Source organism: Rhodococcus sp. MALMAid1271, assembly GCF_049195265.1.
GTDB lineage: Bacteria > Actinomycetota > Actinomycetes > Mycobacteriales > Mycobacteriaceae > Rhodococcoides.
The window spans coordinates 20,815-43,791 of sequence record NZ_JBMIRQ010000083.1 but is presented as its reverse complement, the minus strand read 5'-3'; the positions used below and the strand labels follow the sequence as shown (position 1 = coordinate 43,791).

The 22,977-nt window shown below is 63.6% G+C and carries 22 protein-coding genes and 1 pseudogene; 4 read left to right on the top strand and 19 right to left on the bottom strand.

From position 1 onward, the window contains the following. Positions 1-10: 10 nt before the first annotated feature. The 11 genes from ACOQFP_RS11925 to ACOQFP_RS11875 all read right to left on the bottom strand — a co-directional run bounded on the left by ACOQFP_RS11925 (position 11) and on the right by ACOQFP_RS11875 (position 10,770). A complete protein-coding gene (locus tag ACOQFP_RS11925) occupies positions 11-1,294 on the bottom strand; it encodes an MCE family protein (protein WP_027498221.1) in 1,284 nt (427 codons plus the stop codon). Then, positions 1,294-2,292 (bottom strand): MCE family protein, encoded by a 999-nt coding sequence (locus ACOQFP_RS11920; RefSeq protein ID WP_008713869.1) that lies wholly within the window; start codon positions 2,290-2,292, stop codon positions 1,294-1,296. The genes ACOQFP_RS11925 and ACOQFP_RS11920 overlap by 1 nt, the downstream gene beginning before the upstream one ends. Further along, positions 2,289-3,356, bottom strand: coding sequence for an MCE family protein (locus tag ACOQFP_RS11915; protein ID WP_027498222.1), 1,068 nt, complete (start codon positions 3,354-3,356; stop codon positions 2,289-2,291). Before ACOQFP_RS11915 ends, ACOQFP_RS11920 begins: the two co-directional genes overlap by 4 nt. After that, positions 3,353-4,708 (bottom strand): MCE family protein, encoded by a 1,356-nt coding sequence (locus ACOQFP_RS11910; RefSeq protein WP_008713865.1) that lies wholly within the window; start codon positions 4,706-4,708, stop codon positions 3,353-3,355. Before ACOQFP_RS11910 ends, ACOQFP_RS11915 begins: the two co-directional genes overlap by 4 nt. Continuing rightward, positions 4,705-5,565, bottom strand: a complete 861-nt coding sequence (locus tag ACOQFP_RS11905) for an MlaE family ABC transporter permease (RefSeq protein ID WP_027498223.1) — start codon at positions 5,563-5,565, stop codon at positions 4,705-4,707. The genes ACOQFP_RS11910 and ACOQFP_RS11905 overlap by 4 nt, the downstream gene beginning before the upstream one ends. 5 nt (positions 5,566-5,570) lie before the next feature. After that, a complete protein-coding gene (locus tag ACOQFP_RS11900; protein WP_027498224.1) occupies positions 5,571-6,365 on the bottom strand; it encodes an MlaE family ABC transporter permease in 795 nt (264 codons plus the stop codon). A 5-nt stretch (positions 6,366-6,370) separates the two neighbouring features. Further along, on the bottom strand, positions 6,371-7,531 hold the full coding sequence (locus ACOQFP_RS11895) for an ABC transporter ATP-binding protein (protein WP_421584418.1): 1,161 nt from the start codon (positions 7,529-7,531) through the stop codon (positions 6,371-6,373). A gap of 443 nt (positions 7,532-7,974) precedes the next feature. Then, entirely contained in the window at positions 7,975-8,361 is a 387-nt protein-coding gene (rplL, locus tag ACOQFP_RS11890; RefSeq protein WP_008713856.1) for a 50S ribosomal protein L7/L12, read from the bottom strand. Between the two features lie 90 nt (positions 8,362-8,451). Further along, on the bottom strand, positions 8,452-9,033 hold the full coding sequence (rplJ, locus tag ACOQFP_RS11885) for a 50S ribosomal protein L10 (RefSeq protein WP_008713855.1): 582 nt from the start codon (positions 9,031-9,033) through the stop codon (positions 8,452-8,454). A gap of 328 nt (positions 9,034-9,361) precedes the next feature. Then, entirely contained in the window at positions 9,362-9,838 is a 477-nt protein-coding gene (locus ACOQFP_RS11880) for a class F sortase (protein ID WP_228139272.1), read from the bottom strand. Positions 9,839-9,993: 155 nt separating this feature from the next. After that, on the bottom strand, positions 9,994-10,770 hold the full coding sequence (locus tag ACOQFP_RS11875) for a CHRD domain-containing protein (RefSeq protein ID WP_027498227.1): 777 nt from the start codon (positions 10,768-10,770) through the stop codon (positions 9,994-9,996). Between the two features lie 144 nt (positions 10,771-10,914). Here ACOQFP_RS11875 and ACOQFP_RS11870 point away from each other — a divergent pair, with 144 nt between their 5' ends. Continuing rightward, a complete protein-coding gene (locus tag ACOQFP_RS11870) occupies positions 10,915-11,448 on the top strand; it encodes an RNA polymerase sigma factor (protein ID WP_045840763.1) in 534 nt (177 codons plus the stop codon). Next, positions 11,445-12,161, top strand: coding sequence for a hypothetical protein (locus ACOQFP_RS11865; protein WP_027498229.1), 717 nt, complete (start codon positions 11,445-11,447; stop codon positions 12,159-12,161). Before ACOQFP_RS11870 ends, ACOQFP_RS11865 begins: the two co-directional genes overlap by 4 nt. Here ACOQFP_RS11865 and ACOQFP_RS11860 read toward each other — a convergent pair. The 6 genes from ACOQFP_RS11860 to ACOQFP_RS11835 form a co-directional block, all read right to left on the bottom strand. Next, on the bottom strand, positions 12,143-14,362 hold the full coding sequence (locus ACOQFP_RS11860) for an MMPL family transporter (RefSeq protein ID WP_341244302.1): 2,220 nt from the start codon (positions 14,360-14,362) through the stop codon (positions 12,143-12,145). The genes ACOQFP_RS11865 and ACOQFP_RS11860 overlap by 19 nt on opposite strands. Further along, entirely contained in the window at positions 14,363-15,517 is a 1,155-nt protein-coding gene (locus ACOQFP_RS11855) for a hypothetical protein (RefSeq protein ID WP_121873415.1), read from the bottom strand. Beyond that, positions 15,514-16,218 carry a phosphatidylserine decarboxylase gene (locus ACOQFP_RS11850; RefSeq protein WP_228139274.1) on the bottom strand — a complete coding sequence of 235 codons (705 nt, stop codon included), beginning with the start codon at positions 16,216-16,218 and terminating at the stop codon, positions 15,514-15,516. The genes ACOQFP_RS11855 and ACOQFP_RS11850 overlap by 4 nt, the downstream gene beginning before the upstream one ends. Before the next feature lie 35 nt (positions 16,219-16,253). Then, positions 16,254-16,451 (bottom strand): hypothetical protein, encoded by a 198-nt coding sequence (locus ACOQFP_RS11845; protein ID WP_027498233.1) that lies wholly within the window; start codon positions 16,449-16,451, stop codon positions 16,254-16,256. Between the two features lies 1 nt (position 16,452). Beyond that, positions 16,453-17,691 (bottom strand): SDR family oxidoreductase, encoded by a 1,239-nt coding sequence (locus ACOQFP_RS11840; protein ID WP_121873416.1) that lies wholly within the window; start codon positions 17,689-17,691, stop codon positions 16,453-16,455. Between the two features lie 344 nt (positions 17,692-18,035). After that, a complete protein-coding gene (locus tag ACOQFP_RS11835) occupies positions 18,036-18,740 on the bottom strand; it encodes a TetR/AcrR family transcriptional regulator (protein WP_027498235.1) in 705 nt (234 codons plus the stop codon). Between the two features lie 204 nt (positions 18,741-18,944). Here ACOQFP_RS11835 and ACOQFP_RS11830 point away from each other — a divergent pair, with 204 nt between their 5' ends. Then, the gene (locus ACOQFP_RS11830) at positions 18,945-20,420 is read left to right on the top strand and encodes an MFS transporter (RefSeq protein ID WP_371827903.1); all 1,476 of its coding nucleotides are present in this window, start codon (positions 18,945-18,947) and stop codon (positions 20,418-20,420) included. 16 nt (positions 20,421-20,436) lie between these two features. Here the strand turns inward: ACOQFP_RS11830 and ACOQFP_RS11825 are convergent, their stop codons facing one another. Then, positions 20,437-20,991 (bottom strand): PaaI family thioesterase, encoded by a 555-nt coding sequence (locus ACOQFP_RS11825; protein WP_027498237.1) that lies wholly within the window; start codon positions 20,989-20,991, stop codon positions 20,437-20,439. A gap of 572 nt (positions 20,992-21,563) precedes the next feature. On the opposite strand from ACOQFP_RS11825, the pseudogene ACOQFP_RS11820 reads away from it, so the two are divergent. Next, positions 21,564-22,079, top strand: a pseudogene (locus ACOQFP_RS11820) (transposase); the annotation flags it as partial. 31 nt (positions 22,080-22,110) lie between these two features. Here ACOQFP_RS11820 and ACOQFP_RS11815 read toward each other — a convergent pair. Continuing rightward, positions 22,111-22,863 (bottom strand): TetR/AcrR family transcriptional regulator, encoded by a 753-nt coding sequence (locus tag ACOQFP_RS11815; protein ID WP_068052725.1) that lies wholly within the window; start codon positions 22,861-22,863, stop codon positions 22,111-22,113. Positions 22,864-22,977 lie beyond the last annotated feature (114 nt).

Here is a 22,977-nt window from a genome sequence, read left to right as displayed (position 1 = left end):
ACAGAGGCTCTCACTGTCCCCCACCTCCGATGTACGACTGCTCCAGTCCGGGCATCGAGCTGTTTCCGAGCCTGGGCGAGACGACGCCAGGCACGGTGCCCGGCACGGACACGTTCTGCTCGATGTCGTTGGTGAGAACGCCGAACGGCAGCACGATCCGGTTCTGGTCTTTGATCGGGGCCTGGATCATCGTGGTGATGTTGGAGCACTGATCGATGATCGGCTGAATCTGCGCACCGAGTGCTTCGAAGCGCGGATCACCGGGAACCAGCTTTCCGAGATCGATGAGCTGACACAGGGTGCCGAGCGGATCCTGGGTCTCGTTCTGGAGATTGGCGCGCGTGGCGAGCGTTCCCGACTCGGCGTCGTAGGCGTTTACCAGGTTGCTGATGGCCAGCGGCAGCAACGTGAGCGTTTGCACCAGCTGCTCGCGGTTGTCGGCGAGTGTCTGCGTCGGAACCGTGAGACCGTTCGCGGCATCGGTCAGTTGGGTCCGGTTGTCCGCGACGAACGTCGCCACGTCGCCGAGCGAGACCGACAGCTGTTGGAGTGCAGCTCCGAGGTCCTCTCGCTGCCCCGACAGGAAACCGGTCAGGTCGGCCAACTGGGTGTTGAAGTTGCGTACCTGCTGATCGTTGACGGCCAAGGCGCTGACGAACGTCTGCAGGTTCTTGATCGTGTCGAACACGTCGGTGCGCGAGTCACTCAACGTTCGACCGGCGGCCGAGAGCTGGGTGATGCTGTTGCCCAACGCTTCACCGTTGCCGTCGAGGTTGGCTGCACCGGTGTTGACCAGATCTGTGAGAGCGCCGTCCTTGTTCGCGCCGTCCGGACCGAGGGCGGTGGACAGGTCGTCGATGGACTTGTACAGCTCGTCGACCTCGACGGGTGTTGCGGTGCGATCGCGACCGATCGTCGCGCCGTCGGCCATGGTGTCGCCGCCGGTGTAGGCGGGTGAAACCTGGACGTAGCGGTCGGCGACGAGCGACGGGGTGACCTGCACGGCCTTTGCGTCCACAGGAATGTCGACCCCACGGTCGACGCGGAGGACGACCTCCACGTCTTCGCCTTGCGGCGTCACGGAGTCGACCGTACCGACCTTGACGCCAAGCACGCGCACCTCCGAGCCGGAATAGATGCCGATCGACTTGTCGAAGTAGGCGGTGATCTTGGTCGTTCCGGCCCTGGTGAACAGCCACCAGCCGGCGACCGCGAGGACGAGCGCCACGGTCACGACGACGGCGATCAGCGCGAGCTTGTTCTTGCTTCTCGGTGCTGTCTGCGTGTCTGTCATCAGTTCCCCGCCAACGTATCGAGCGAGGGCTGGCGGTAACCAGGTATCAACGGAACTCCGGGCGGTGTGAGGTTTGCCAGCGTGATGTCTATCCACCGGCCGTTGCCGGTCAGGTTCGTGTACAGCCGAATGAACGGTTCGTACAGCTTCAGCGCACGGTCGAGGTTGTCGTTGTTGCGCTGCAGGATCTCGATGGTGCCGTTGAGCTGCTGCAACATCGGGTTGATGGTGGCCTCGTTGTCGCGAACCAGGCCGGTCAGCTCTTGCGACACTCGCTGAGTGCCGGTGAGCAGCTGCGAGATGGCCTGCTGCCGATTGTTGAGCTCTTCGAGAAGCGGGCCCGCGTCGGTGATCAGTTGGTTGAACTGCTCGTTGCGGTCGGCCAGCACCTTCGAGGTCTCGCCGGTGGCCTCGAACAGCTTCTTCAGTTCCTCGTCACGGCTGGCCACGGTCTGCGATAACCGAGTCACACCGTCGAGCGAGGCACGGATGTTCGCAGGCGTCTCGGAGAACGCCTCGGACAGGGTCCGCATGCTCGTCGCCAGCTGATCGGTGTCGATGTCGCTGATGGTCGAGGCCGCAGCGGAGAACGCGTCGATCACGTCGTACGGGGACGTGGTGCGCTCGAGCGGAATCGGGTCCTTGGGGCTCAACGTCTCCGGACCGCTCGGGTCGAGCGCCAGATATTTCTGCCCCAGCACAGTCTTGATGGCGATGGCCGCTCGCGACTCGTTGCCGACCCAGGCGTCCTTGACCGTGAAGTCCACGAGCACCCGGTCGCCGTCGAGACGCACATCGGTGACCTTGCCGACCTTCACGCCCGCGATACGGACCTCGTTGGGCGGCTTGAGCCCTGCTGCCTCGCTGAACTCGGCGGTGTACACCGAACCCGCACCGATGATCGGGAGCCGGTCGAGAAAGAAGACCGACATCGTGGCGAGCAGGATGATTGCGATACCTAGCGCACCGATGGTGGCCGGACTACGACGAGATTTCATTGCTTGATCCCCCCAGCTTTGCAACGCGCTGCGGAGTTCGTGTACAGCGGCTGGTTGACGGTCGGCAGCCCGGTCGGCAGATTCAGATTCGGCGAACTACCCGGTCCGGCGACGATGTCGATACCGCACAGATAGAAGGTGAACCAGGATCCCTGCTGGGCCGTGCGAATGAGCTTCTCGAGTTTGACGGGCAGAATTCCGAGGACCGTGTCCACGTCGTCGCTTCGTCGGTTGACTGTCTCGGCCAACGTGTTCAACGCAGTCACCGAACCCTGGATCGACGGCCTGGTCGGCTCGAGCAGGTCGGCGGTCGCGTTGGTCAGGCCGGCGAGCGACGTCACGGCGGAGCCGACGACACCACGGTCGGCCGACAGGCCCGAGACGAGCTGCTGCGTGTTGACGATCAGGCTGTCGAGCTGCCCGTCGTTCTGGTTCACCGTCTCCAACACGTTGTTCAGATTGGTGATGACCTGCCCGATGACCTGATCCTTGTCGGCGACGGTGTTGGTCAGGGTCGCCGTATTGGTGACCAGTTCGTTGATGGTGCCCGACTCCCCCTGGAACACCTGAATGATCTGGTACGACAGCTTGTTGACGTCATCGGAGCTGAGCGTGGTGAACAGCGGGCGGAAGCCGTCGAAGAGCGTGGTCAGGTTCACCGCAGGCTTGGTCCGCTCCAACGGAATGGTGGCACCGTCGGTGATCTTCCGACCCTGATCTCCCGAACCCTGTTCGATGGCGATGTAGCGCTGGCCCACCAGGTTCCGGAATCGGATGGTCGCCGTCGAACTGGCCGGGAGCCAATCACGACTGCTCAGAGTGAAGTCCACCTTGGCTTCGCGCTCGTTGGCGATCTCGATCTTGTCGACCTGGCCGACACGAACGCCCGCGATACGAATCTCGTCGCCCTCGTTGAGAGACGTGACGTCCGTGAACACAGCCGAGAACTTGGTGCCGCCGCCGCCGCTGGAATTGGCGATGGTGAAGGCAAGGGTGGCCGTAGCAATGATCGTAATCACGGCGAACACGACCAACTTGATGATCGGCGCGAGAAGGCCTCTCATGGCACGGTCACCTCCACTCCTCTCAGTGCCGGTGCGCCGATAGCGGCCGCCCACGACGGAATACTGTCCGGTGCAACACCACTCGCCTGTCCGTAGATCACGGCCAGAGTGTCGCGCTCGAAGTCGGAGCCCTCGTAGCTCGCCGGCTGCGCGGATGCGGAGACGGCGGGAACGATGGAACTCTGGGCAGACTTCGGTGGTCCCTGTCCTTCGATCACCTGCGGGCCCGGGTTCCGGGTCGGCACCTGGTAGGAACCGTCGTTGATCGAGCCTCCCGGATACTGCGGGAAGAACTCCCCCGGCGCCGCGGGCTCGAAACAGGTGGCTCCGCGATCGTCGAACAAGCGCGGCTCGTCCTGGTTCGGCAAGTAACGACCCTTCGGGTTGACGAACGGTGCGGAGACGTTGATGCCGGGGTACTCGTCGCCCTCACCGAGTACGACTTTTCCGCGCCTGGCACCTTCGGCGAAATAAGTGAACGTGCAGCCGAACGTCGGGGAGAACTCGGCCAGCAGCTCGAGCGCTTCCCGAGAGTTCGCGGCCAATCCGATCAGGTTCTCGGAGTTGGTCTGTAGAAAGTCCGCAGTGGTGTACGACGCCGAGGTCAGGGAGCCGTACAGCGTGTCGAGGCTGGACTGCCGCTCGACCACGGTGTTGCCCGTCGTCCGCAAGTTGTCCAGCGCCGAGACCAAGTCCGGTGCCGCGTCTGCGTAGGTCTGCGAGAAGTCGGCCAGCCCGACCAACGTCTGCTGGATGTTCGGCAACTCCGTGTTCAGACCCGACACGATGTTCGTCAGGTTGTCGATGGTCTGGCCCAGTTGCTCACCGCGCCCGCTGAGGCCCTGCGCCAACGACCCGAGGGTGTTCGCCAGATCCTGTGGCGGAATCGCCTGCAGCAGTGGAAGCAAGCCGTCGAGCAACTGCCCGACCTCGATGGCGTTTCCGCTGGTGTCCTGTTTGAGGACCGTGCCCTCGGAGATCGGCGACGCCGCATCGTTCTCGGGCACGATCAACGAGACGTAGCGCTCACCGAACAGTGTCTTGGGAAGCAACCGTGCCGTCACGTTCGACGGAATCAGCGGTGCCTTGTCCGGATCGATGGCGAGCTGCGAGGTCACGACGCCGTCGACGGTGGACGCCGAGCGCACCTCGCCGACGATCATTCCGCGCACCTTGACATCCGCGTTCATCGGCAGCGCGTTGCCGACCGAGTCGGTTTCGAGGCTGACTTTCACCACATCTTTGAACGTCTTGTTGTAGGACGTGATGCTCCACCCCAGGAACAGGATGAGCACCAGGAAGAACGCCAAACCGAGGAGTACTCGCTTCAGTCGCGACGGCGAGTCGATCATCCCGCAACCCTCACTGTGGTGGTCGTGCCCCAGATGGCGAGGCTCAAGAAGAAGTCCAGTACGGCGATCGTGACGATCGCGGTACGAACGGCACGGCCCACTGCGACGCCGACACCGGCAGGTCCGCCAGAGGCGTGGTAGCCGTAATAGCAGTGGATCATGATCAGGACGAAGGCGAATATCAGCACCTTCAAGAACGAATACAACACGTCTTCCGGAGGTAGGAAGAGGTTGAAGTAGTGGTCGTAGGACCCCGTGGACTGCCCGTTGAAAATGGTGCTGATCCCTCGGGATGCGACGTACGACGCCAACAGCCCGACGATGTACAGCGGGATGACGGCCACGAAGCCTGCGATCATGCGGGTGGTCACGAGGAACGGCACGCTGGGTACGGCCATCACCTCGAGCGCGTCGATCTCCTCGGAGATTCGCATGGCACCGAGCTGGGCGGTGAAACCACAGCCGACGGTGGCCGAGAGTGCCAGTCCTGCGACAATCGGCGCGATCTCACGGGTGTTGACGTACGCGGACAGGAATCCGGTGAGCACGGAGCTACCGAGCTGTTCGAGGGCTGCATAGCCCTGTAGACCGACGACGATGCCGGTGAAGCCGGACATCATCACGATCACGCCGATGGTCCCACCGATGACGGCGAGCGCACCGCTGCCGAAGGTGACCTCCGCCAGCAGGCGGAGCACCTCCTTCTTGTAATGCACTGCGGTCTTGGGAATCCACCCGATGGCCCGCAGGTAGAACGACATTTGCTCGCCTGCGCGGTCGAGCACGTTGAGCGGGGCGTTGCCGACGCGCTTGACGCGCATCAGCGTGCGGTCACCGCGACCTCTTGCGATCGTCATCGCGGTTACGCTCCCTTCGCTGGGACGACCTGGAGATAGACCAGGGTCAGGATGAGGTTGGCGAAGAAGAGCAGCAGGAACGTGATGACAACCGTCTGGTTCACTGCCTCGCCGACGCCCTTGGGTCCGGGGTTGGGATTGAGGCCCTTGTAGGAGGCGATGATGCCCGCGATGAGTCCGAAGATTGCTGCTTTCGCCTCGGCGACATACAGATCCGGCAGCTGGGCCAAAAACGAGAACGACGCCAGATATGCACCGGGGGTGCCGCCCTGAAGGATCACGTTGAAGAAGTAACCGCCGGCGATGCCGACGACCGAGACCAGGCCGTTGAGCAAAAGTGCGACGAGGATCATCGCGAGCACTCGGGGAACGACGAGACGATGTACCGGGTCGATACCCAGCACTCGCATGGCGTCGATCTCCTCGCGGATGGTGCGCGAGCCGAGGTCTGCAGTCACAGCAGAACCGGCAGCGCCGGCCACCAGCAGTGCGGTCACGATCGGACTGCCCTGCTGGATGACCGCGAGCACGCTGGCCGCACCCGTGAACGACTCGGCACCGAGCTGCTTGATGAGCGATCCGGTCTGCAGCGCCACGACCGCGCCGAACGGAATGGCGACGAGCGCCGTCGGCAGAATCGTGACGCTGGCGATGAACCAGGCCTGCTCGATGAACTCGCGGAACTGGAACGGCCTACGGAAGGTGTTGCGAACCACCTCGACGAACAGTTCGACGATATTGCCGGCTTGTGTCAGAGCGGCGCTCGCCGGAGCGAACGTGGACTTCTTCGATCCCCCCATGTCTGCTATTGACCCCAACCTTGTGTTGGAGCTTGGTAGCCCTGCTGATCATGACCTTGCCCGCTGTAACTCTGCTGGTCGTAACTCTGCTGGTCGTAACCCTGGTGGTCGTAACCCTGGTGGTCGTATCCCTGCTGGTCGTAACCCTGCTGCTGGTCTGCATACGCGGGGTAACGCTGACCCGGGTCGGTGGTGTCGAGGCTTTCCTGGATCGCAACCTGGGCATTGTGCGGCAGGGTGTGCATGATCTGGCGGACGCGCTCCTGCCTACGCCCGACGGCTTCGCGCACCGGAGTTCCGGGAGTGGCCTTCATCTGCGGCACGATGCCTTCGACGTCGTCGACGCCGCCGGCGTGGTGGCCGGCGTCGACCATGGCCTGCTCCTGCGCCATCTGCGCCTCGTCCTTCTCCTCCGACATGCCGATCGGACCGATCATCGTTCCGTTGAGGAACTGCTTGACTACCGGCTCGTCGCTCGTCAGGAGCACCTCGCGGGGGCCGAACATGACCAGCTGGCGACGGAAGAGCATGCCGATGTTGTCGGGCACCGTCCGAGCGAGGTTGATGTTGTGCGACACGATCAGGATCGTGGCGTCGATCTCGGCGTTGATGTCGATCAGGGTCTGCGAGATGTACGTAGTGCGAACGGGATCGAGGCCGGAGTCCGGCTCGTCGACCAGGATGATCTCGGGATCGAGAACCAGAGCGCGGGCGAGACCGGCGCGCTTACGCATACCGCCGGAGATCTCGCCGGGCAGCTTGTCCTCGGCACCGAGCAGACCCGTCAGTTCCAACTTCTCCATGACGATCTTGCGGATGTCGGACTCGGACTTCTTCGTGTGCTCGCGGAGCGGGAACGCGACATTGTCGTAGAGGTTCATCGAGCCGAACAGTGCGCCGTCCTGGAACAGCACCCCGAACAGCTTCCTGATCTCGTAGAGCTCACGGGAGGAGCACTGCAGGATGTCGGTTCCGTCGATGAATATCTTGCCCTGTTCGGGACGCAGGAGGCCGATCAAGGACTTCAGGAAGACCGACTTGCCGGTACCGGAAGGACCGAGGAGCGCACTGACCTCACCCTTCGGCAGGGTCAACGTCACGTCCTGCCAGATCTTCTGTACCCCGAAAGACTTGGTCAATCCCTCGACCGAAACCTCGACTCCCACGCTGACCTCCACAATTCGTACACATCGACCCGGATGTGGGTTGTGTCACTGTATCCCATGCACGTGTCCGCACCGACACGGGAGCTTACCGCCCAGTAAGAACTTCCCCGAGTCAGGCTGTAGAGCTTGCATCAGTGTGGCTCATCTCACGCGACACGGTCGGCGACTCGCCAGAACTGTGACAAGTCCCTGCGTCACAAAGCTGTGACACGCCACAAACAATGACCGCCGAAACCCTTCGGAATGCTTTGGACTTCGGCGAAACCGAGTAAACAGGGGCACAAGGCCGGTGTCACGCGATTTGCAGGAGTCCGTGATCGATCACAACGGTGCACCCCGTGCGGTGTCCGAGAACAGAAGAAGGGCCGTCCCCACCGAGGTGGGAACGGCCCTTCTTGCGCTCGTGCGTTCAGAGCACGAAGCACGACTGCAACGAAGCGGTCCTACTTGACGGAGATCTTCGCGCCGGCAGCTTCCAGCTTCTCCTTGGCGGCGTCGGCTGCGTCCTTGGCAACCTTCTCCAGAATTGCCTTCGGAGCGCTCTCGACGAGATCCTTGGCTTCCTTCAGGCCCAGGCCGGAAACGACCTCACGGACGACCTTGATGACCTGGATCTTCTTGTCGCCGGCCGACTCGAGGACGACGTCGAACTCGTCCTGCTCTTCAGCAGCCTCGGCGGGGGCTGCGCCGCCGCCTGCAGCAGCAACGGCGACGGGGGCAGCTGCGGTGACCTCGAAGGTCTCCTCGAATGCCTTCACGAACTCGCTGAGCTCGAGGAGAGTGAGCTCCTTGAACTGGTCGAGCAATTCTTCGGTGCTGAGCTTCGCCATGGTGGCGGGTCCTTCCTGTAAGTACCTAACCGCTGATCCGCGGCATGGTGTTGATGGTGTGGAGCTGAGCTGTACGCCAATACCAGCGGATCAGCTTTCGGCGGGAGCTTCCGCCGGTGCTTCTGTTTCTGCAGGTGCCTCGGCTGCGGCGGGTGCGCCGGCAGCCTTCTTCTCCTGCAACGCGAACGCCAGACGCGCGAACTGCGATGCGGGAGCGTTGAACAGGCCTGCAGCCTTCGACAAGTTGCCCTTCATGGCGCCGGCGAGCTTGGCCAACAGGATTTCGCGCGACTCGAGGTCTGCGATCTTGTTGATCTCTTCCACGGACAGCGTTGCGCCGTCCATGTAGCCGCCCTTGACGATCAAGGCCTTGTTGTCCTTCGCGAAGGCCTTGATGGCCTTCGCTGCGTCGACCGGCTCGCCCTTGATGAATGCAATGGCGGTCGGTCCGACGAACAACTCGTCGAGGCCGGTAATACCTGCCTCGGCCGCTGCGCGCTTGACCAGGGTGTTCTTGGCGACGGAGTACGTGGCACCTTCGCCGAGCGCACGCCGGAGCTGAGTCAGACCGGACACCGACAGGCCACGGTATTCCGTGACGACGGCAGCCGTCGAACCCTTGAACTGTTCGGTGATCTCCGATACTGCTGAGACCTTTTCGGGCTTTGCCATACTTCGCCTCCTCTCGTGGGAAGTTGTGTCGATCGCGAGAGGGCCGGAAAACGACGAACGCCCCGGCGCAAGAAGCACACGGGGCGTGAACGAGCAGGCAGTCGCGAGGACTGCAGACAGGTTCCCTACCTCGTTCTCCTGCGTGGGCCGTCCGACACGATCTCGGACCTTCAACCGCGCAACTCCCGGAAGTGAATCCTTCGAGAAGGCGGTGACCAACGGTCTTGGGTAGAACTTGATTGGGCGGTCTGGACCGGAGTGCGAGCACTCGTGATCCGAACCGTTGTTCAGGTTACAACATCCTCCGCGTCAACTCCAAAACGCTGGGCTATTGCCGCACTCCGTAGACGACGAGGTTGCGCTCGTAACTGCCCACCGAGGCGTCGAAGTCGCCCGAGCACGTGATCAGCCTGATCTCGTCGGTGGGCACCGCCCCGAAGACCTGCACCGTCGGGAACTCCACTTTGCCGTAGTCGCCGACCCGATCGATGCGGTAGTCGACTCGACCACCCGTCCCGTCCCCCACCGTCACGACATCTCCCGGTCGAAGCTCCGACAACCGATCGAACACTGCGGGACCGGTCGTGGAATCCACGTGCCCGGCCAGCACGGTAGGACTACCGATCACGCCCGGTCTGCCGCCGCCGGTGAACCACCCGACGTCGTCGTAGTCGCTCGGCACCTCCATCTCGCCGTTCTCGGTGAGACCCAGGCCGATCAACGGCTCGTCGAGGTCGATGGCCTCGACGCTGAGCCGGGTCGGTGCCTGCGCCGCGAAATCCGCCGTCGGGCCCGGTCCCGGCAAATCTCCAGCGGTCGAGGACTCGGTCGCTGGTGCGGCAGGTGGTACCGAGGTAGGTGTTGGTGCGGCAGGTGGTGATGGTGCGGCAGATGGCGGCGGTGCGGACGTACAGCCCGTCACCACCACCACTGCCGTAACAGCAACCAGGAGCCGAGATCTCAGCTGCGTGCCGTTCCGCTGCGGCGAGCAACCAACGTCACTCCCGCGATCGCCGTTGCACCCAGGACTACTGCGCCGAGGGCAACCGCGCCGACGACGGGCACCGCATTACTGGAGGCCGAATCGGACGCCGCGGCCAGAGCCGAACCGCCACCTCCGGTGGCGACGGAGCCGACCGGAATCTGCGTCAGCTGTCCGCGTACCGCTCCGGCCACGAAGTCGACGGTGTGGGTGTCGGCCGCGAAGCCCGCCGGATTTGCTTCGATCTGGTCCAGCGTGAATCCGGTTCCACTGTCGGCGTCGGCACCGGCCGGCGTCAGGCCGGTGGTGAACGGTCCCTGCATGCAGCCGGTGCTCGAACGTGGGCCGTCACCGATCGGCGTCGGGTTCGGGAACGCCAGACGCGGAGGTCCCGCAGCACCCGCCGCCGCCTCGTGAATGTGCGTGGCGGTCTTGGCCGGGCTCATGTAATCGCCGGTGACGCCGTCGAGCGCGATGTCGTAGCAGACGATGTCGAGATCGGAATTGATGCGCAGCGTGAACGTGCCCGTCGCGCCCGGCTGGCCCGGAGTGGCGACACCGTCGCCGTTCACCACCTGGTCGGGAGTTGCCATCGCGGTGAACGCGCTGGTGAACGAGTCCGGTTCGGCAACGGGGGTATCGGCACCGGCCGGGGCCGCGGTGAACAGCATCAGTGCAGCGGCCGTGCCGCCGACGACTGCGGTGGCGGTGCCGCGGACGGACATGGTCGGGCGGGTGATCGAGCGTCTGGTCATCTCGTGGGCCTTCCGTGGGAGTATCGGGCAGGCGAGCCCGTGCAGAGGTGTACGACGGTCGATGCCACGATGTTCAAAATTCGGTAAAGAAATACTCCAGTCTCGGATATGAACGTCCGGGGGTCCGTCGACGTAGTCACTGTCATGAGCATCGGGAGCGTGATCGAACTGCACTTCGACGTCGCTGCCGCGTACGACGAGCATGCGTCGGCCATGCTCGGTTTCGCCGTCAACGCACTGCGCGACCGAGCGCTTGCCGAGGACTGCGTCCAGGAGACGTTCCTTCGCGCATGGCGGGCCCGGTCCCGATTCGAGCCCAGCCGAGGAGCGCTGCGTACCTGGCTGTTCGCCATCGAGCGCAATGTGATCGTCGACGTCCAACGGTCTCTGAGCAGAATGCCGAAGCCGGCGTCGGAAAGGATCGAGGACCTCGACCGACGATCGGTCGCGATCTCGCGTGACACCAGTCCCGACGTGGACGAGCGACTGCGCATCATCGCCGCGCTCGCCCTTCTCTCTCCCGATCATCGGCAGGTCGTCGTTGCGGTGCACCTGGCGGGAACCACCTATGCGGAACTGTCCGAGTCGACGGGCGTTGCCGTACGAACATTGCGCACTCGCGCCTTCTACGCACTGAGGGCGCTGCGAGACCATCTCGACGGACAGGAGGAAGCATGAACGCCCGAGACGATCGCCGAGCCGAACTGATCGCCGCTGCCGTCGGCGACGACCTCGACGACACCGAGGCCGCCGAGCTACGCGAGCTCGCAGCATCCGATCCCACCGTCGACAGGGACATCGCCGAACTGCGCGCGCTGACCGGGACTCTCGGTCGTCGCGGTCCGACCGAACCGTGGCTCGAAGCATCGACGTCACCCGACCTCCGCGCCCGAGTTCTGGGTACGTCACCCGGCTCTGCGTGGCCACCCCAGCGGACACGTGGACCGCGCAGATCGGCCGGCCTGGCGGCCGCCGCCGCGATCGCGGGGCTGGTCGTCGGCAGCGGCGTCGTGCTCGGTATCGACGCCTCTCGACCGCAACCCGAGGATCCACCGGCCGCGATCACCGGACCTCCGGGAACCCTGGGTGCCTACGAGCAGGTCGCTTTCACCACGAGCATGCCGAGCGTGGACATCGAGGGCGGCCTCGTTGCGCACACGTGGGGCACCGAGACGTTCCTCGACATGGACGGCGTGTCCGATCGAGGCCCGTACGAGGTCGTCCTCGTCGATCGGTGGGGCACCGAACTCCCGTCCGGCACGTTTCTCGGTAGCGACGTCACCATCGAATGCCGCATGAACGCGGCGGTACTTCGCGGCGACGTCACCGAGATCGAGATCCGCGGCGCGGACGGCTCGCTGCTGGCGTCGGCTCAGTTGCCGACCACCTGACGATTCCGCGTACCGGGCCACCAGTTGCGCTCGCCGAAGAGCTTCATCATCGCCGGCACCAGCATCATGCGCACCAGCACGGCGTCGAACAGCACCGCGATGGCAAGAGCGAAGCCGAACTGTTTGAGCTCGAGCACGTCTGCGGTGAGGAAGCTGGCGAACACGGCGATCATGATTGCGGCGGCGGCGGTGATCGGCCTGGCGGTGTGTTCGATGCCGTCGACGACGGCGACGTCGTTGCTCGCTCCCCGCACGAACACTTCTCGCATACGGCCGATGAGGAACACCTCGTAGTCCATCGACAGACCGAAGACCACGGCGAACACCGTCACCGGTAGATACACCTGGATGTAACCCGGGCTCTCGAAGCCGAGAATGCTCGAACCCCAACCCCATTGGAAGACGGCGACGGTGGCACCCAGCGCTGCCCCGGTGACCAGCAGGTTCATGGCGACGGCCTTGAGCGGGATCACCACGCTGCGAAACACGACGGCCAAGTAACAGAGAGAAAAGGCCAGTACCGCGGCGACGACCCAGACGAACTTGCCGGAGATCTCCTCGGATGCGTCGACCACCAGCGCGGTGGTACCGCCCACGGACACGCTGGTGCCGTCCACGTCACCGGCGAGAACTGCCTGAGAACGCAGGGTTTCGACGAGGTCGGCGGCCTCCGTCGAGTCGATCGGGACCGACGGGACCACGATCAGCAACGACCGGCCGCCCTCGGGTTGCGCCAACGCGTAGGCGACGCGATCGTCTCCGCGCACGGAGTTCGCGAACGCGTCGACCGTGGCGATCTGCTGCGGTCCCAATGGACTGTCGTCCTCGCCGGTGAACACGATGGTGATGGGCGAGATGGTGCCGGGCGCGAACTTCTCGGTCAGGACCGTGTTGGCTCGTCCGGACGGTTCCGCGCTCAGCGCCTCGGCACCGAGATCGACCCCGTACGAGATCGAACCGATGGGAACCAGGCAGACGATGAGGACGGCGGCGGATGCGACCGTGTAACGCCAGGGGCGCTCGATGACGTGCTGCGCCCACCGCGACCACCACGTGGGAACTGCGGCGTCGTGCTCGTCGACCGAGGGAGGTTGGAATCGTCGCGGCAGCGACCAGGCCCCGATGCGCGTTCCCAGCACCGCGAGAAGTGCCGGCAGCAGGGTCCACGCGACCACGACGACGGTGGCGATGGTGAGCGCGACGACCAACGAGATGCTCTGCACCGCAGGGACATCGACGATCGCGAGGGCTCCGAGTGCGATCAACACGACCAGACCGGAGATGACGATGATGTGTCCGGCGGTGCCCATGGCCGCCCCCACCGCGCGCTCGGTCCTGTCCGAATCTTCACCGGGTCCGGCCCGCCCGATCTCCTCCCGGAACCGACTGACGATGAAGAGTGCGTAGTCGATTCCCAGACCCAGACCGAACATCGCCGCCACCGTGGTGACGAGAACATCGAAGGTCATCACGTTGGACAGCAACGCGAACATGCCGAACGCCGCCAGCACTCCGATTCCGGTGGTGACCAGCGGCACGATGCCCGCGACCACGGAACCCAGCGCCAGAACCAGCACCACGAAAGCGATGGGCAGACCGATGCTCTCGGCCCGCACGGCGTCCTCGGATTCGACGCGGGTGAGATCGACGGTCATCGGCGAGTAGCCCGTCACCGCCACCTCGACGCCATCACCGGACGCACCGCCGATCATCTCCTGCACGCGTTCGGCCACTGCGATCCGATCGCTGGCCTCTCCGCCGATGCCGACGAATGCGAGCGCCGAGGTCCCGTCGTCGGAGATCGTCGGGATGAATCCTGCGCTCTCGTAGGGGTCGACGACACGCAGTACGTCCGGTGACTGCCTCAGTGACGAGACGACCTCGGCCACCCGTGCGCGAAAGGCCGAGTTCCGGCTGTCCACCGAATCCGAGGTGAACGTGACGACGAGCTGTTCCGAGCCGAAGGACGCGAAATGCTGCTCGACCAGTTGGTCGGCGCGGCTGGATTCGGTTCCGGGAACGGAGAAGTTGGCCCCCACCAGGGAGTTCTGCAGCGCTGGGTACAGAATCGCGGATCCCACCGCCAGCAGCGTCCAGATCGCCAGCACCACCCAGCGTCGCCGCGCGACCAGTCGACCCCACCGGTCGCCGATGTTTCCGCAGCTCACCTGCGGGTCGATTCGCGAGATCGTGTCGGTCATCTACGTCAACTCCCGGCTGAAGATGCGGTACGTGCGGTGCGGAGCGAGTTTCGTCCGGGACAGGACCGAGCCCTTCATCCACGGACTGTCGTCGAGCACGGGAGCCGCTTCGACGCGCGTGAACCCGAGATCGCGCATACGCACCGACATCTCCATGATCAGCAGAGAGGACACGGCTCGATCGGGGCAATCCGGATCGACGAACAGCATGTCCACCCGCACTCCGTCGATGACCTCCGTGCGACCCGGACGCTTGACGTGCCACAGCGTCACCAGGTCTCGTGCCCAGCGCGACTTCAGGTGCGACGCCTTCGCGGCGGCCTGATTGACGTCCGGGATTCCCATCAGAAAGCCGACGGGCTTGCCGTCGAGTTCGGCCAGCAGGGTGAGCCGACGATCGATGACCGGAAGCATCATCTTCAGCAACTCGAACAGTTCCGTGTAGGACAGCGGCGAGAAGCCCCAGAAGTTCACGAACGTCTTGTTGTAGAGATCCCGCACGATGCGCGCGTCGCGTCGCAACGTCCGGTATTTCATCGACCGGAACGTCACCTCGGATCGCGCCTTGATCTTCTCGAAGATCTGCATGTGCCGCGCGTATTTGGGGTCGTTGTAGATGATGCACGGGTCGTCGAAAAGGTAACTGTAGAAGTCCTTGACCGCCATCAGACCCCACTTCTCGAAGTGGGCCGCGTAGTAGAGCGGATTGTGCGGCATCCCCACCAGGGGCAGCGCCGGGACCTCGTCGACGACGATGCCTGCGCTGTAGAACATCGACGGACCGAAGGGCCCGGAAATCGTCGCGAGTCCGCGCGCCGAAAGCCAGTGCGCCGCAGCGTCGAGCAGCGCTTCGGCGACGTCGTGATCGTCGACCGCCTCGTAGAAGCCGAAGAAGCCGATCGGCTCCCCCGTGTACTCGGTGAACGACAGATCGTGGATGGCCACGACGCGACCGACGGCAATCCCGTTCTCGCGAGCCAGAAATGCTTTCGTGACGCGGGTGGCGGCAACCGAGGGCGGCGGTGCGATGAGAATTCGGCCCAGGTCCATCGACTCGTCGGGTAGGCGGTACGGATCGCCCTGGTAGACCAGGTCCGAGACGGACTCGAATTCACGCCAACCGGCTTTGCCGTCGACCTCTTCGATCGTGATCATCGTTCCTCTTCGCTCGGTTGTCTGCCGTCGACGAGGATCGGTGAACGCACCACCGTCGTCTCGCCGGCGAACACGTAATTGCCTGGCCGGACAGTGATCTCGTCGACGAGTGCGTCGGGCACGAACACGTCGCACTGAGAACCGAAGCGGATCATTCCGTACTGCTCGCCGCGCTCGACGGTGTCACCGACGGCGACGTGCGCGACGATGCGATCGACCCAGAGATCGGCAATCTGCGTCACCGTCACCACGGCACCGGACTCGTGCTCGATCGAGATGGTGAGCCGCTCGTTGGTGAGCAGGTAGTCGCAGCCCTCGTCGTAGGGAGTGCGCCGGGTCAACAGGTTCGCACCGACTCTGGCCATCGACTTGTTGAACGGTGCCGCGGACCGATGACGACGCATACCGATGGTGCCCGATACCGGAATTCGGTTGCGGTGCACCGAGTATTCGGACATGTAGATCCCGATCAGGTAGCCGCTGTCGGTCGAGGCGACCCCAGCGATCTCGTCGAGGACGATCGTCCGCCCCTTCTTGACGGCGAACGCGGCACTGCCCGCCTCCACACGCTTGACGTACGTGACGAACCCGTCCGCCGGAGCGAGCACCGCCCGCGGATCGGCCGGCGGTTCGCGGTGCGGATCGCGGAAGAAGAACCGGGTCCGCCAGTACACGAACAACGCGAAGAGAGCCGCCGGCACCGCAGGGAGGCCGAGGGCCCACCGACACCACGACATCAGCTGTGCCGCTGTTCGTCGACGCTCTCCGACCAGGTCACGAAGGCATCCGCTGCCCAGTTCCGCACCGGGCCGGGCAGCAGTCCGATCAGCCCACACACCACGTAGAAGCCGAGCGAGAGAACGCCGTTGGTCACCTCGCGGCCGATGGGTACGTCCCGTAGGCGCACCGAGGTGGGCTCGAATCCGTCTGCCACGTCAGTTGACGGCGGCGGGCGTGAGCGTCTTGAGCTGTGCTTTCTCGAAATAGAGCTCGAACAGTCGGCGGTGGTCGCACCACGAGATGTCGTGGTCGAGTGGGAGTATCGCCTCGGGCTTGTGCACCAGGCGCATGAGCTGGTCGATGTTGTCGGCCAGCATCGTCTCGGCGAAACGAGGAGAGATACGCACGCTGACACGCTCCTTGAACTCCTCCCAGCTCACCAGATCGAGCCCGAGCAGCTCGGCGTAGAGGTCGTGCCCGTATCCGGTGGGATTGCTCGGCAACAGCCTCGTCAGAGGATGACTGCGCAACGAGTTGCTCGCCATGACGTCGCACATCACGTCGACCGGGACGTAGTTCATGCCCGGGCCGTCCCAGATGGCACCGGCTGCGATCGCCAGTTCGATGATGCGCCAGAAGCTGTACACGCGACCGGGATCTCGGCCGAGCTCCGTGCTGCCGAGGATGTACGGAGCCTCGCACAGAGTGACGGAGTAGGTGTCCGACATCGACAGCCATCCGAGCAGAGTTGCGTTGACCCACTTCATCTGCGCGTATCCGGAGTACCACCACGAGTCGGGACGACGGAAGTCCTCGGGCTTCTGATAGAGGTGGGCACCGATGCTGCCCACGTACGTCAGGTGCTTACGGGCGGAGGTGATGCTGAATTCCAGGATCCGCAGCACGCTGACGAACCAGTCGTCGCGCAGTTCGGCATAGCTCTCGGTGTAATCGGTGGAGCTGGCGCAGTTGAAGATCTGCCCCACTCCGGCAGCCAGGTCGTAGTAGGCGGCCTTGTCGAGGCCGAACCGGAACGTCGTGGGAGTGCCCTCGACGATGCGAATCTTGTCGGCGTCGACCTCGATCTCGTACTGGTCGAAGGTGCGCTGCAGGCGCTCGAACGCCGTCTCCTCCTCGGTGGGGCGCACCATCGCATAGACGACCTCGACGGCGGAATCACGAGTGAGTCGGCCGATCAGGTGCGCGCCGAGGAATCCGTTGGCTCCGAACACCAGCGCCGTGTCGGTGCGCGGCGGTGCCATGCTCGCCACCCGGCGTCGGGTGTCCTCGTCGACGAACGGCCGCAACGCGGTCGGATCACCGTTGCTCAGAGCGACGACGTCGGCGTACTTGCCGGCGAAGCGAAGCCCCGGGCATTCGCTGGTGATCAGTGCATCCGCGTGCGGCCAGACCGGACGCAACGAACCATCTCCGAACAGTGCTTCTACGTGCATTCTCGCTCCCCTGCAACGATCGGTGTCCCATGTCACTTCGGACCGGCAGAACGTAGCAATTTCGAGGGCTCGAGATCGGGTGACCGGGAAAGTCTGGTACGCCCCATAGCGTTGCTCAACTTTTGTTGAGAGGGTTCCCAACAGAACACAGTCGAACGGGCGGATTATTGGAGCAGATTACGACCGATTCGCGTTCCTCGTGTCAGTTTCAGAAGACGGCTGCACGATGTCAGAAGTGCACTGCAGTGCAACTCCGAGTTCTCGAGCACACGTCCGGCCGTATCCAGTGAGCGCTGCGATCCCTGACTGGATAGCGCATTGATGGTGAAATTTCGCATCAAGTTTTATTGGCCGTCGGTGAGCTGCGGGTCTAGCGTCGCGGCCGGCCGTGGACGGCTGTGGTCGCGCGAAGTGCTCGATCGGACACTTGCGGCATGGGCGGCGAGAAAGTTGTCGACGATTTGGATGCAGTCGTCGGCGTGGATGTGGCGCAGTCCTGTGAGGCGAGCGAACACTATCGGTCCGAGGAGCTGAATGAGGGCGAAGGTGGTGTCGATCTCGCCGAGTACAGCGCGAGCGTCAGGGGCCGTCAGGATCTGATCCAGGGACCTGCGGTATTGCTCTATGACACGGGCCCGAAGCGAGACCACCGCGCCAGGATCGAGATCGCGCCGGCTGGCGTCGCCGCTGTTGACGGGTCCCATTGCCAGCCAGGCCAGCGTGGTCATCTGCACCGGAGCTTGGTCGATGAGGTCGGCTTGGGTGGTGAGCAACGAAATCAGACGTTCACGTAGCGGACCGGTATCGATATCGGTGTCGACTGGGGGTAGTAGTCGCTCGAAGGTTGCAGCAAGCAGGTCAGTGGTACTTCCGAAGTGGCGGTACAGAGTGGCACGTGCAACCTTCGACATGCGGGTGACCGCCTCCACGGTGACCGCCTCGACACCGCCGGTGGACAGCAGCTGGCCCGCCGCTTCGAGCAACCGGTTACGTGAGCGCGCCAGCCGGGGGTCGGCCGGGCCCTCGGCTGCAACGAGAGGGTCGACCATGAACGGGCTCCGCTCCATTTTGACTGACAAAACATGTCCTCGCTTGACCATTCTGTCACACCCGCAAAGTTATGATACTAATAGTCTCGTACCGAGACGATCAGTCTCTAACTGGGAGGCTGGCCGTTGAACGAACGTAGATCCGACTCTGCCAGCGTCGCTCGATGGAGCGGTGCCCAGTGGTGGATGTTGATTGTGTCGTGCATGGCGGTCGCGTTGGTGGTGGCCGCAATGGCGGCATTGTATTCAGCGTTGCCACAGATCGCGGTCGCGACAGGGGCGACGCAAGCTCAACTGACCTGGATAGTCGACGGTTATACGCTGGTATTGGCGTGCTTCGTTCTGCCTGCCGGTGCGATCGGTGACCGGTACGGTCGCCGCGGGGTGCTCGTGGCGGGGTTGGCGTTGTTCGCTTTCGCGTCGGCCTTGCCCTTGTTTCTCGCCGACCCGGCGTGGCTGATCGCTGCTCGCGCGTTGGCTGGGGCGGGTGCGGCGCTGGTCATGCCCTCGACGCTGTCGATACTGACCGCGGGATTTCCACCGGCGCATCGCGGCCGCGCTGTAGGTGTGTGGGCCGGGGTTGCTGGATCCGGGGCGGTCCTGGGCATCCTCGGGGCTGGTGTGCTGCTCGAACAGTGGTCGTGGACCTCGGTGTTCGTCGGGTTGACCGTCGCCGGAGCGGTTCTGGCCGGGTTGGCATGCAGTATCGCGGAGTCCCGCCAGCAGGAGCATCCACCGGTCGATTGGGTGGGCGCGGTGACCGTAGTTGTCGCGGTCGGGGCGATCGTCTTCGCTGTGATCGAGGTTCCGGCCCGTGGCTGGTCGGATTCGCTCGTCGCCATCAGCACTGCGGTGGGCTTGTTCGCAGTTGTGGTGTTCGTCGTCGTAGAACTACGTTCCTCGGCACCCCTACTCGATGTCCGGTTGTTCGCCCGCCGTGGCTTCGGTGCCGGCGCACTGTCGGTCTGTATCCAATTTCTGGTGACCTTCGGGGTGTTCTTGCTGTTGGTGCAGTATCTGCAGTTGATTCTCGGTTATGGACCGCTCACCGCCGCGTTGGCGTTGACCCCTATGGTCGTGCCGCTCATCGTGATCTCGGTGATTGCACCCTGGCTGTCGAACATTGTTGGCCTGCGGGTGATGACCACTGTAGGTCTGCTCACCATCGCGGCGGGACTGGTGATGGTGAGCAGATTGACCGTCGCGGCAACTTACCCTGACCTGCTGTGGCCCTTGCTCATCATGAGTGCGGGTTTGGGGTTGTGTACCGCCCCTGCGACTTTCGCCATCGTCTCGGACACTCCTGAGGCCAAGCACGGGGTGGCTGCCGCGGTCAACGACGCAGCTCGCGAAATCGGTGCCGCGATTGGGATTGCGGTAGCCGGTAGCGTGCTCGCGGCCGGTTACGTTCAGCACATTCAGCCGGCTCTGCCCCAGCTACCCGAGCCTGCCCGTGGTCCGGTGGCCGATTCTCTGGCCGCCGCGTTGCAGGTCGCCGACCGCGCAGGACCAGCTGGTCAGCCGCTGGCCGAGTTCGCCAGAGCCGCATTCGTACACGGAAGTGGTCAGGCGACGCTGTCGTTGGCGGCGCTGACCGCCGCTGGGGCACTCGTCCTCGCCGTCTTTGCGCCAGGTAGACGCAGCCGTACGACAGCCACCGCGGGTGACGGACGTCGGTGAAGGTCGGCCAGGGTGTCTATTCTTCGGTGTGATTCGTGTCTGTGGCCCGGAGTTGGGCTCGGGCTTGGGACTGCATGAAGTGTTCGACCTCGACCACCACGAACAGGGCAGTAGCGGTGGCTACCGAGCGGCCCTGCGCATCGTCCATCGTGGCCGTGAGATCCAGTTTGCGCCCATCACGAGACCGAACGGCAGCACGCAATACGTATGGAGTGCCGAGCAGAACCGGCGCTAGGTAGTCGAGCTCGAGACGCCGCGTCACGGCGAGCTCACCCACTGTGTAGAGCAGGAAGCCGAACAGATCGTCGAGAACGGTCGCCACCGCGCCGCCGTGTGCTATCCCGGGTGCCCCGACATGACGTTGATCGAACACATGGTGAGCCACCACGCCGTTCTCGTCACGCTGGACCGACAGGGCATGGCCGTGCGGGTTCTGCGGCCCACAACCAAGACAGTCGGGGTGGTGGGGCGGTAGATCAGGCGAATCGAAACTCGTGCTCCAGAACGAGCGCGCCCAGTTCTCGATAGCGGGGCCGGCCGACCCGCTGACCTCGTCTGGAATTCTTTTCATGGTCGGACCTCTCTGTCGTGAAAACATTGTGCCGAGTCTGTCGCGTCTTCGTGCGCTCGGCCTGCACCGCTGTTAGTTTCGAAAGATAAACTGCACTATGTCAGAAGTGAACCGCACTAAAGGATCGACCAAGCCGACATAGCTTTAAAGAGAGAAGTGATCTGCCGCGAGGATTTCGGACCTGGAGATGACTATTCTGAGGCCGCGTTTGCGGACTGCCCGTAACTGAGTTCTTGTCTAGGGAACATTCCAGCCACCACGAAGGGCATCTCGCGAATGCAACTATCTCACACCCGACCTGCCTCGGCCGAATGCTGCGACGACCCCAATCTCTGCCGCTCCGCGGCGGCAGGCGAGGCCCGCGCGCCTCGCATCAAGATGACCGCGCTCTGAGGTCGATTTGTTGCGCCCAACGCTTGAAGGAGCGCGTCCAGCGCGATGTCCTCGTTATCGAATATCAAGATTGCATGGAGGTCGTCGCGGAGTGCGCAGCGGGCGCAGAAACGGGATCGGTAGCGTTCGCCTTTCGTGGTTGCAGGCGTTCGCAGCGCAGGTCGAGCGCGATGCCGGGCGCACTCTTGGCGTTGATCGCGGAGTTGAACCGTCAGATCGGCGACCTCGAAGCCGATCTGACCCGCCATTTTGAAACACACCCGGACGCTGACACACAACGCCGCCATCTACCTCTCCCTGCCAGGAATCGGTGTCATCCTCGCCGCCCGGGGCTCGGTGAATTCAGCGACGACGTCGACCGCTACACCAACGCCAAGTCTCGCAAGAATTACGCCGGTACGTCACCCCTGACAGTTGCGTCGGGCAAGAAGCGGGCCGTACTGGCTCGACATATCCGCAACCGGCGGCTCTACGATGCCATCGACCGGTGGGCGTTCTGCGCCCTCAGCCAGAGTCCGGCCGCTCGCGCGTTCTACGAACAACACCGTGCTACCGGAGACCTCCACCACCAAGCGCTCCGCGCACTCGCCAACAGACTTGTCGGGCTCCTGCACGGGTGCGTACGCCACTGCACCGAATACGACGAACACACCGCTTGGGCACACCGCACCGCGCAACAACCCGACGCAGCTTGACAAGTTACAATTATTGGATATCTAGGGTGATTCAGTCCATTTTGTGGCGGGACGCGAAACCGGGATGGCTGAATGGCAGACTGCGTGAGAAGGCCACGCCTACGGTTGCGGCCGCGCCGTCGATGATTCCCCACGTCGTCTCTGATAGGTGTGCGGCGAAGAACGTATCATCCACCCCTTGCTCACGACCGTTGTCGATCCACCACTGAGTCGCAGATAGACCAGAACCCAGAATGGACGCCACGGCCAAGGGAATGACCGAAGTATCTGCGTGAACACGCTGAAGACTTTCAGTGAACCGATCGGCGACGACCTCCATCACCGACCTCAGTTCGTCAGCAACTCCGCCATTTCCCGATCCGGAGTACTGAAACAAGTGATTCGCCATAAGGAATCTGACGACAGTGGGATACTGCCCGACGAGCGCGACGTAGCTCTGGACGGACGAGCGAACCATGTCGTCAACCGAAAGATAATCTTGGTCGGCGAGAATAGTGACTTTCGCCGAATCCCACATCAACGCACCGAGTTTCGCCGCCACCGCCGCGTTCAAGCCCGCTTTGTCGCCAAAGTAGCGATACAGCTTTGGTTTAGATACACGGGCCTCCGCAGCGATGTCGTCCATGCTGACGCCTGCACCATACCGTTCGATGATCCGTATGGTCGCGTCGACCAGCTGCGCGCGTACCTCGACTCTATGCTCATCCCAGCGGGTGCTACGGGCATCGGCCACTCGACGCTGCACCTGAGATGGAGTAAATGAAACGCGGCGGACGAATGACATTATGGGGTTAACAATACCCTGAAGGGTCCTCTCAAGCGAGTCGGGCTGGAGAGCCGTTCGCTGAAACCTCTCGGTTCGCTCGCAGCGGTTCGGCACCCTCCCTCAAGCAGCCGA

Coding starts and splice junctions, on each gene's coding strand:
- ACOQFP_RS11925 (WP_027498221.1), bottom strand. CDS start 1,294: ATGACAGACACGCAGACAGCACCGAGAAGCAAGAACAAGCTCGCGCTG.
- ACOQFP_RS11920 (WP_008713869.1), bottom strand. CDS start 2,292: ATGAAATCTCGTCGTAGTCCGGCCACCATCGGTGCGCTAGGTATCGCA.
- ACOQFP_RS11915 (WP_027498222.1), bottom strand. CDS start 3,356: ATGAGAGGCCTTCTCGCGCCGATCATCAAGTTGGTCGTGTTCGCCGTG.
- ACOQFP_RS11910 (WP_008713865.1), bottom strand. CDS start 4,708: ATGATCGACTCGCCGTCGCGACTGAAGCGAGTACTCCTCGGTTTGGCG.
- ACOQFP_RS11905 (WP_027498223.1), bottom strand. CDS start 5,565: ATGACGATCGCAAGAGGTCGCGGTGACCGCACGCTGATGCGCGTCAAG.
- ACOQFP_RS11900 (WP_027498224.1), bottom strand. CDS start 6,365: ATGGGGGGATCGAAGAAGTCCACGTTCGCTCCGGCGAGCGCCGCTCTG.
- rplL (WP_008713856.1), bottom strand. CDS start 8,361: ATGGCGAAGCTCAGCACCGAAGAATTGCTCGACCAGTTCAAGGAGCTC.
- rplJ (WP_008713855.1), bottom strand. CDS start 9,033: ATGGCAAAGCCCGAAAAGGTCTCAGCAGTATCGGAGATCACCGAACAG.
- ACOQFP_RS11875 (WP_027498227.1), bottom strand. CDS start 10,770: ATGACCAGACGCTCGATCACCCGCCCGACCATGTCCGTCCGCGGCACC.
- ACOQFP_RS11870 (WP_045840763.1), top strand. CDS start 10,915: ATGAGCATCGGGAGCGTGATCGAACTGCACTTCGACGTCGCTGCCGCG.
- ACOQFP_RS11865 (WP_027498229.1), top strand. CDS start 11,445: ATGAACGCCCGAGACGATCGCCGAGCCGAACTGATCGCCGCTGCCGTC.
- ACOQFP_RS11860 (WP_341244302.1), bottom strand. CDS start 14,362: ATGACCGACACGATCTCGCGAATCGACCCGCAGGTGAGCTGCGGAAAC.
- ACOQFP_RS11855 (WP_121873415.1), bottom strand. CDS start 15,517: ATGATCACGATCGAAGAGGTCGACGGCAAAGCCGGTTGGCGTGAATTC.
- ACOQFP_RS11840 (WP_121873416.1), bottom strand. CDS start 17,691: ATGCACGTAGAAGCACTGTTCGGAGATGGTTCGTTGCGTCCGGTCTGG.
- ACOQFP_RS11835 (WP_027498235.1), bottom strand. CDS start 18,740: ATGGTCGACCCTCTCGTTGCAGCCGAGGGCCCGGCCGACCCCCGGCTG.
- ACOQFP_RS11830 (WP_371827903.1), top strand. CDS start 18,945: ATGGCGGTCGCGTTGGTGGTGGCCGCAATGGCGGCATTGTATTCAGCG.
- ACOQFP_RS11825 (WP_027498237.1), bottom strand. CDS start 20,991: ATGAAAAGAATTCCAGACGAGGTCAGCGGGTCGGCCGGCCCCGCTATC.
- ACOQFP_RS11815 (WP_068052725.1), bottom strand. CDS start 22,863: ATGTCATTCGTCCGCCGCGTTTCATTTACTCCATCTCAGGTGCAGCGT.